The following is an 8,007-nucleotide window of genomic DNA, read 5'->3' on the forward strand; positions in this document are numbered from 1 at the left end:
TGTTTTCGAAAAAATCAGCCACCAACTAACGGAAAATTCAAATCTTATCAATAGCTTAGCTTGCAGGTTATGGGTAACTTATTTCGAAAACAGTACACTAGCAATGACCTGGAAAATCAGTTACTCATCTGCTGGGGCCTTCAGCTTCCATGTATTTCATTCGCGACGGATGCCCCCCCCCAACGACCACTCGGCACTCAACCGTAAAGATGGCGCCAACCCAGAACCTCACTTTATTTGCTACGAACCATGCAGGCTGCGATAGCAACAAACCCACCCTTGCCCCCCACCACGCCCACCTCCCCGCCGTTCGCTGCCAAATCGGCGGCCGGATTTGACGATCCGTTCTATCCAGGCGTGTCAGCGCCCCACCCACTGCATCAAGTCATCCTTGAGGTACGTGCTATGGCGGCTGTGCGTCGGAGACCTTAGGGTCTGCCGGTTTCCTGGATACCGGTTCGTCAACCTTCGCACAGCTGCCACCCATTCGTTTGACGACGTCTTGTGGCAGTCTCATTCCAGGAGCTGCATGCATGTTTACCGTAACCCCTGCGTGCCAGGCACGGCGTATTTCGACGCCACTCTGTTTCTGCGTCACAGTCGCATGCTGCGCGCCATTTTTACTGACACCCAGGCGTGGTTCTGTCTGGCCGACCTTGCCCCGGCTGATGGGCAAGGTGCTGGACCAGCGCGCCACGCTCAAGCTTGATGCAGACCAGCGTCATGAGGTCTGGTTGCAGGCCAATGGTGAGTGCCAGCGGCAATTGATGATCAGCGAATCCGGCACGCTGGCGCTGCTGGTTCATCACTACGTGCCGGAGAACCGCGCGCTGCGTCAGTGGCTGACGTATGAGGTGCTGACGGTTTTGCACGATCAACAGAACGTGACCCTGGACAACCCCAGAATGACCCAGCGGCAATGGCCGGGCACGTCGCTGAGCGTGCTGTACTGGCGCAGCGAAACCTGGATTCGGTTGCGCGATATGCCGAATGTAGTGACCGAGGCAGCGCCCCGGCCGCAGGGTCCTGAAGCGCATCAACCGCAAGCGCTCCAGAGCCTGACACCGGACCAACAGCGTTGACACTCCGCCCGTCAAAAAACATGATGCTTTCAACCTCAAAAACCGGAACGCACTCATGGGCGACAAGAAAAAGCTGTTGCTGACTGGCGCAAGCCGGGGGATTGGTCATGCCACGGTCAAGCATTTCAATGCCGCAGGCTGGGAAGTGTTTACAGCGTCCAGGCAGAACTGGGTGGACGACTGTCCGTGGGCGGAGGGGCTGCTCAATCATATCCATCTGGACCTGGAAGATATCGACAGCGTCAGTGCCAGCATGGCCGCGATCAAAGACAAGCTCGGCGGGCGTCTGGATGCGCTGGTGAACAATGCGGGCGTTTCGCCGAAGACGCCGGAAGGCGGCCGCATGGGTGTGCTGGAGTCGGATTACAGCACCTGGATCAAGGTCTTCAACGTCAACCTGTTTTCCACTGCACTGCTGGCGCGCGGGCTGTTCGATGAGTTGAAAGCCGCCAAGGGCAGCATCATCAATGTCACCTCGATTGCAGGCTCCAAAGTGCACCCTTTTGCCGGTGTCGCTTACGCCACGTCCAAGGCGGCGCTTTCCGCGTTGACCCGCGAGATGGCGTTCGACTTCGGCCCGCACGGGGTCAGGGTCAATGCCATTGCGCCGGGCGAGATCGACACCTCGATCCTGTCGCCCGGCACAGCGGAAATCGTCGAGCGGCTGGTGCCGATGCACCGTCTGGGCAAGCCTGAGGAAGTGGCCTCATTGATCTACTTTTTGTGCACCGCCGGCGCTTCTTATGTGAATGGCGCAGAAATTCACGTCAACGGCGGTCAGCACGTCTGATTCAACGGGTGCCTGGCACGTTTGCCGGCACCCGCCGCACGCCCAACCGGCTGATCCACACCGAAGCGACAATCACCCCGCCGCCAATCAGCAGGCGAGTGAAGTCTTCGTGCTGGTTCCAGATCAGCAGGTTGATCAACAGCCCCAATGGCACATGCAGGTTGTTCATGACGGCCAGGGTGCCGCCATTGACGCTACACGCGCCTTTGTTCCACCAGTACATGCCCAGCGCCGTCGAACACAGGCCGAGGAACAGCAGCACGATCCATTGGGTCGCTGCTTCAGGCAGGTGTTGCGGGTTGCCGAACATCAGGAACGCGGGCAGCACCACCGCCAGCGCACCCAGATAGAAGTAGCCGAAACGTCGGTAATGCGGCAGGTCGCTGGGGTGGCGCGCCACCAGATGTCTGTACAGCACCTGCCCGGCAGCGTAGGTGAAGTTGGCCACCTGCAGCAGCAGGAAGCCACCGAGAAAATCGCCGTCCAGGCCGTCGTAACGAATCACACCTGCGCCCAGCACCGCGACCAGCGCCGCCAGCAAGGCCCAGGGGTTGAAGCGTCGGTTGAGTGCGTCTTCGATCAAGGTCACGTGCAGCGGCGTGAGGATGGTGAACAGCAGCACTTCCGGCACCGTCAGCACCCGGAAGCTCAGGTACAGGCAGACGTAGGTAACGCCGAACTGCAAGGCGCCGATCAGCAGCATGCCGCGCATGAATCGTGGCTCGACCTGACGCCAGCGGGTCAATGGAATGAACACCAGACCGGCCAGCACCACACGGATCAGCACGGCAAAGTAGCTGTCAACGTGACCCGCCAGATAGACACCGATCAGGCTGAATGAAAACGCCTGAATCAGTGTGACGAAAAGTAGATAACCCATGCCCGCCCCCGTTTTTGAAGGGCGCGAACATAGCGGTTTGCGCAACCTGCTGTCCACAGACCGACCACTGACGGGTCATCGCTTTTTGACGCCAACCCGGCGGCGCGACCTGCGTTACCCGTCACAAATATGACAGCCGCATTATTGACGCACATGTCGTCGCTTTCGACGAAAATATAGCCTATATCACGCAACTTTTCCTGAATAAGGGGTCTTACACCGGGGCGCTGCAATATTGACTTCATCACCTAAAATCTTCGTCGCCCGGAGTAACGCCATGATATTCAACACAAAAGACTTTGGAGCTTTGGGCGACGGCGTCACGGACGATACAGCAGCAATTCAGGCCACGATCGATGCGGCCGCAGCGGCGGGTGGTGGTGAAGTGGTTCTGGCGGCAGGGACGTACATCGTGTCTGGGGGCGAAGAGCCTTCCGATGGCTGCCTGATGCTCAAAAGCAACGTCACCCTATCGGGTGCCGGCATGGGCGAGACGATCATCAAGCTCGCGGACGGCTCGGACACCAAAGTCACCGGCATTGTCCGCTCGGCCTACGGTGAAGAAACCCACGACTTCGGCATGAAGAACCTGACGCTGGACGGTAATCGGGACGCCACCACCGGCAAGGTGGACGGCTGGTTCAACGGGTACATTCCGGGCTCTGACGGCAAAGACTCGAACGTCACCCTGGACAGCGTCGAAATCAAGGATTGCTCAGGCTACGGGTTCGACCCGCACGAGCAGACCGTCAACATGGTGATCAAGAACAGCGTGTCCCACGGCAACGGCCTGGACGGCTTCGTGGCCGATTACCTGAGCGACAGCGTGTTCGAGAACAACGTCGCGTATAACAACGATCGTCACGGCTTCAACGTGGTGACCAGCACCCACGACTTCACCCTGAGCAACAACGTCGCCTACGGCAACGGCAGCACCGGCATTGTGGTGCAGCGCGGCAGCGAGAACATTCCCTCGCCCGCCAACATCACCATCACCGGCGGTGCGGTCTATGGCAACGGTGCCGAAGGCGTGCTTATCAAGCTGTCCAGTCAGGTGTCGGTCAGCGGCCTGGACATTCACGACAACGGCAGCGCGGGCGTGCGCATTTATGGCAGTTCCGGGGTGGATGTCTTTGATAACACGCTGAGCAACAACTCCCTCGGCGCTCCGGTGCCGGAGATCATCATTCAGTCCTACGACGACACCACTGGTGTCTCCGGCAAGTACTTCAACGGCAGTGACAACCTGATCCGTGGCAACCTGATCACCGGCAGCGACAATTCCACCTATGGCGTGGCCGAGCGCAACGAAGACGGCACCGACCGCAACAGCATCGTCGGCAATACCATCAGCCACACCAGCAAAGGCCTGACGCTGGTTTACGGCGATGGCAGCTTTGCGGGCGATGCGTTCCCGCTGGTCACCGTGCTGGGCACAGAGGCCAACGACGTTATTACCGGCGGTGCGGCACACGAGCTGATCTTCGGTCTGGCGGGTAAAGACACGCTCAACGGCGGCACGGGCGACGATATTCTGGTCGGCGGTGCCGGGGCCGACAAGCTCAGCGGCGGCGCAGGTGCCGATACCTTTCGTTTCGATCAACTGACCGACAGCTATCGCACGGCGACCACCAGCGCTACCGATCTGCTCACTGATTTCGACGTCAGCCAGGACCGCATCGATCTGGCGAACCTGGGCTTCACCGGGCTGGGCAGCGGCAAGGATGGCACGCTGAATATCAGCTACAACGCCACCCTGGACCGCACCTATGTCAAGTCGCTGGATGTCGATGCCAGCGGCAACCGGTTCGAGCTGGGCCTGACCGGCAACCTGAAAGACACACTCAATGCCAGTCACTTCATCTTCCAGCGCGTAACGGAAGGCACCGCAGGCGGCGATACCCTGACCGGTACGGCAGGCAACGATGTCATCAACGGCAATGCCGGCATGGACCGCATTGATGGCGGCGCGGGGGCAGACACGATCAATGGCGGTGCCGATGCCGACACACTGACCGGGGGCGCAGGTGCCGACGTTTTCGTCTACAGCTCGCGTCTGGACAGCTACCGCAATTACACCGCTGGCGGGCCGAAGCAGAGCGACACCATTGTTGACTTCAACGTCGCCGAAGACCGCATTGACCTTTCCGCCATTGGCCTGCGCGGGCTGGGCGATGGCAGCGCGAACACTATTTACCTGTCGCTGAACGGCGATGGCAGCAAAACCTACGTCAAAACCAATGCGGTTGACACCACCGGTAATCGTTTCGAGATCGCCCTGGAAGGCAATCTGCTCGACAAACTCGGCGCGTCCAACTTCATCTTCTCCAGCGCATCGGCCACCAATCAGGCACCGGTGCTCAACACGCCGCTGATGGACCAGATCGTTACCGAACTGAAACCGTTCTCGTACGCCGTGCAGCCCGGCAGTTTCAGCGACCCGGACAGCACCGCGCTGACCTACAGCGCGACACTGGCCGATAACAGCGCCCTGCCCGACTGGCTGAAATTCGACAGCAAGACCCTGACATTCAGCGGCACACCAGGTGGCACGGCTTCAGGGCTCTACTCGGTGCTGCTGACGGCCAGCGACGCAACCGGCGCTTCGGTGGCGGACAGCTTTGCGATCAATGTGGGCAACGTCGCGCCGGGCGTCATCACCGGCACCGACAGCGCCGAAGCGCTTTATGGCACCGAGGGTAACGACACGTTGCTGGGCCTGGGTGGCGACGACACCTTGCGCGGCGATACCGGCGCCGACGTGCTCAACGGCGGAGCGGGCCGCGACGCTTTGTATGGCGGCGCCGATGCTGACACGTTCGTCTACAGCACGCTCACTGACAGCTACCGTGACTACGACGCAGGCGGGCTGACCGCGACGGACACGATCTTCGATTTCACCCCCGGCCAGGACAAGATCGATGTCTCCGCCCTGGGTTTTCTGGGGCTGGGCAACGGCGAAAACCACACCCTGTACATGACGCTCAACGAGGCGGGCGACAAGACCTACGTCAAATCCGCTACCTCCGATGCTGAAGGCAATCGCTTTGAAATCGCCTTGAGCGGCAACCTGATCAACACCCTGACCGACGCAGACTTTGTGTTTGGCCAGCGTGAGTCTCAGGAGATTCTTTATTTGCCGACGCTGGGCCAGTCCAACGCGCGCCTGCTGCGCATGACCGAGGACGACAACCAGTCCGGCACCTCGGAAATGGTCAAGGACCTGACCCGCTACACCGATTACGACGTGCGCAGCCAGTTCAACGACGCCAACGGTGATGCCATTGACCTGGCGGTAGGCGGCAGCACCGTCGTCGGTTACTCAACCGGCACCCCGGAAGAACAGCGTATTTCCTGGTGGCTGACCGATACCGATCAGCCTGGCCAGGCGTTGCTGCGTGCCACCGAGCTGCTCAAGGCGCAACTGGCGTCGTTGACATCCATCGACAAAGTCACCACCGGCATTATCTGGGGTCAGGGCGAAGAAGCCGCGCAGGAAATAGCCCGCGCCACTGATAAACAAGCTGCGGCCGACCTGTACAAGGCATCAACCCTCAAGGTGTTCGACTACTTGCACGCGCAGATAGGCGACTTCACGGTGTACCTGGCAGAAACCGGCCATTACCAAGTCCAGGCAGCCGAAGCACGCGGCTACCCTCAGGAAAAAATCAACGCCATTGTCGAAGGTGCCGGTTATGTCCGCGCCGCTCAGGAAGCCATTGCCAGCGAACGCAGCGACGTCAAACTGGCGGTTGACTACACCGACCTGCCCTTGCGCTACGAGGTCAACCCGCTGGTCTACCCGGATGACGTCTGGCACCTGCATGAGGAGTCGGCAGAGATCGTCGGTCAGCGCCTGGCCGACTTCATTGCCGACGACCTGGGGTTCAGGGGCGACACCAGTGACAACAATGACCCGGCGGCCATTTTTGCGGGTGGCCAGAACGAAGGTGGCAACATTTTCGGCACCAGTGACGATGACACGCTGGTCGGCAGCGCCGGCAACGACATACTGGACGGCGATCAGGGTGCAGACGACATGACGGGGGGCGACGGCAACGACATCTATGTGGTCGACAACGCGCTGGATACCGTCACCGAGAGCAATGACTCGCCGTCGCAGGTCGATACCGTGGTGTCGTCTGTCAGCTGGACGCTGGGGGCTAACGTCGAAAACCTGCTGCTTACCGGCATGTCTGCCATCGACGGCACCGGCAATGCGCTGAAAAACGTGATCACGGGTAACAGCAGCGACAACGTTCTGGACGGCGGAGCCGGGGGCGATTTGCTGAAAGGTGGCGACGGTTCCGACAGCTATTACGTCGATGACGTGGCAGACCGTGTGGTCGAGACCAACAGCGATGCGTGGGTCGGCGGCGTCGATACGGTGTACAGCGCACTGGCGAGTTATACGCTGGGGGCCAATCTGGAAAACATCGCTATTACTCGTACAGACACTGCCAACGCCAACGGCAATGCCTTGGATAACGTGCTCTACGCGGGCGCTGGCGACAATGTTCTGGATGGGCGCGACGGTAATGACACGGTGTCGTACCTGTTCGCCAGCGCCGGGGTTACGGTCGCGCTGAACACCAGCGCCCAGCAAGCCACCGGAGGTTCTGGCCTGGACACCCTGAAAGGCACTGAAAACCTGACCGGCAGCCAGTTTGCCGACTCGCTGACGGGCAACAAGAACGCCAACGTGTTGAACGGTGGCGATGGCAACGACACGTTGTCCGGGGGCGCAGGCGACGATGTGTTGATCGGCGGTTCCGGAGCGGACACGTTGATCGGTGGCACCGGTGCGGATCGCTACGTGTTCAACAGCCTCGAGGAGGTGGGCCGTGACGGTTTGCGCGACATCATCAATGGTTTCAAGGTGGGCGAAGGCGACAAGCTGGATTTCACAGGCTTCGATGCACGACCGCTTACCGATGCCCACGATGCGTTCACGTTCATCGGCAACTCGGCGTTCAGCGCCAACAACACCGGCGAGCTTCGCTTTGCCGATGGTGTGCTGTACGGCAATGTCGATGACAACATCGGGGCGGACTTCGAAATCCAGCTGACGGGTGTGCAGAGTCTGCAGGCGGCTGACGTCATCGTCTGATAGCGAGCATGCTCCGCGCTCACGGTCGAATCTCAACTATCGTGCCACGCCCTTTATCGTGCGACGCTCTGCGTCGCATGCCGTTCTGGACGCTCTGCGTCCGATCTTTAGTGTGCGGCGCGGCGCAGATCTGTGACGCGGAGCG

The 8,007-nt window shown here is 60.2% G+C and carries 3 protein-coding genes and 1 pseudogene; 3 read left to right on the forward strand and 1 reads right to left on the reverse strand.

Going from position 1 to position 8,007, the window contains the following annotated elements:
* Positions 1 to 553: 553 nt before the first annotated feature.
* Both DW49_RS01000000128710 and DW49_RS0121590 read left to right on the forward strand, forming a co-directional pair.
* A pseudogene (locus DW49_RS01000000128710) lies at positions 554 to 1,062 on the forward strand (BRO-N domain-containing protein).
* A gap of 75 nt (positions 1,063 to 1,137) precedes the next feature.
* Positions 1,138 to 1,872: an SDR family NAD(P)-dependent oxidoreductase gene (locus DW49_RS0121590; RefSeq protein ID WP_005619926.1), complete on the forward strand. Its 735-nt coding sequence runs from the start codon at positions 1,138 to 1,140 to the stop codon at positions 1,870 to 1,872.
* A 1-nt stretch (position 1,873) separates the two neighbouring features.
* Here the strand turns inward: DW49_RS0121590 and DW49_RS0121595 are convergent, their stop codons facing one another.
* The gene (locus DW49_RS0121595) at positions 1,874 to 2,752 is read right to left on the reverse strand and encodes a carboxylate/amino acid/amine transporter (RefSeq protein ID WP_005619927.1); all 879 of its coding nucleotides are present in this window, start codon (positions 2,750 to 2,752) and stop codon (positions 1,874 to 1,876) included.
* A gap of 277 nt (positions 2,753 to 3,029) precedes the next feature.
* Between DW49_RS0121595 and DW49_RS0121600 the strand changes: the two genes are divergently transcribed.
* The gene (locus DW49_RS0121600) at positions 3,030 to 7,862 is read left to right on the forward strand and encodes a M10 family metallopeptidase C-terminal domain-containing protein (RefSeq protein ID WP_005619928.1); all 4,833 of its coding nucleotides are present in this window, start codon (positions 3,030 to 3,032) and stop codon (positions 7,860 to 7,862) included.
* Positions 7,863 to 8,007 lie beyond the last annotated feature (145 nt).

It is taken from the genome of Pseudomonas avellanae BPIC 631, from assembly GCF_000444135.1.
Classification (GTDB): domain Bacteria; phylum Pseudomonadota; class Gammaproteobacteria; order Pseudomonadales; family Pseudomonadaceae; genus Aquipseudomonas; species Aquipseudomonas avellanae.

Coding starts and splice junctions, on each gene's coding strand:
- DW49_RS0121590 (WP_005619926.1), top strand. CDS start 1,138: ATGGGCGACAAGAAAAAGCTGTTGCTGACTGGCGCAAGCCGGGGGATT.
- DW49_RS0121595 (WP_005619927.1), bottom strand. CDS start 2,752: ATGGGTTATCTACTTTTCGTCACACTGATTCAGGCGTTTTCATTCAGC.
- DW49_RS0121600 (WP_005619928.1), top strand. CDS start 3,030: ATGATATTCAACACAAAAGACTTTGGAGCTTTGGGCGACGGCGTCACG.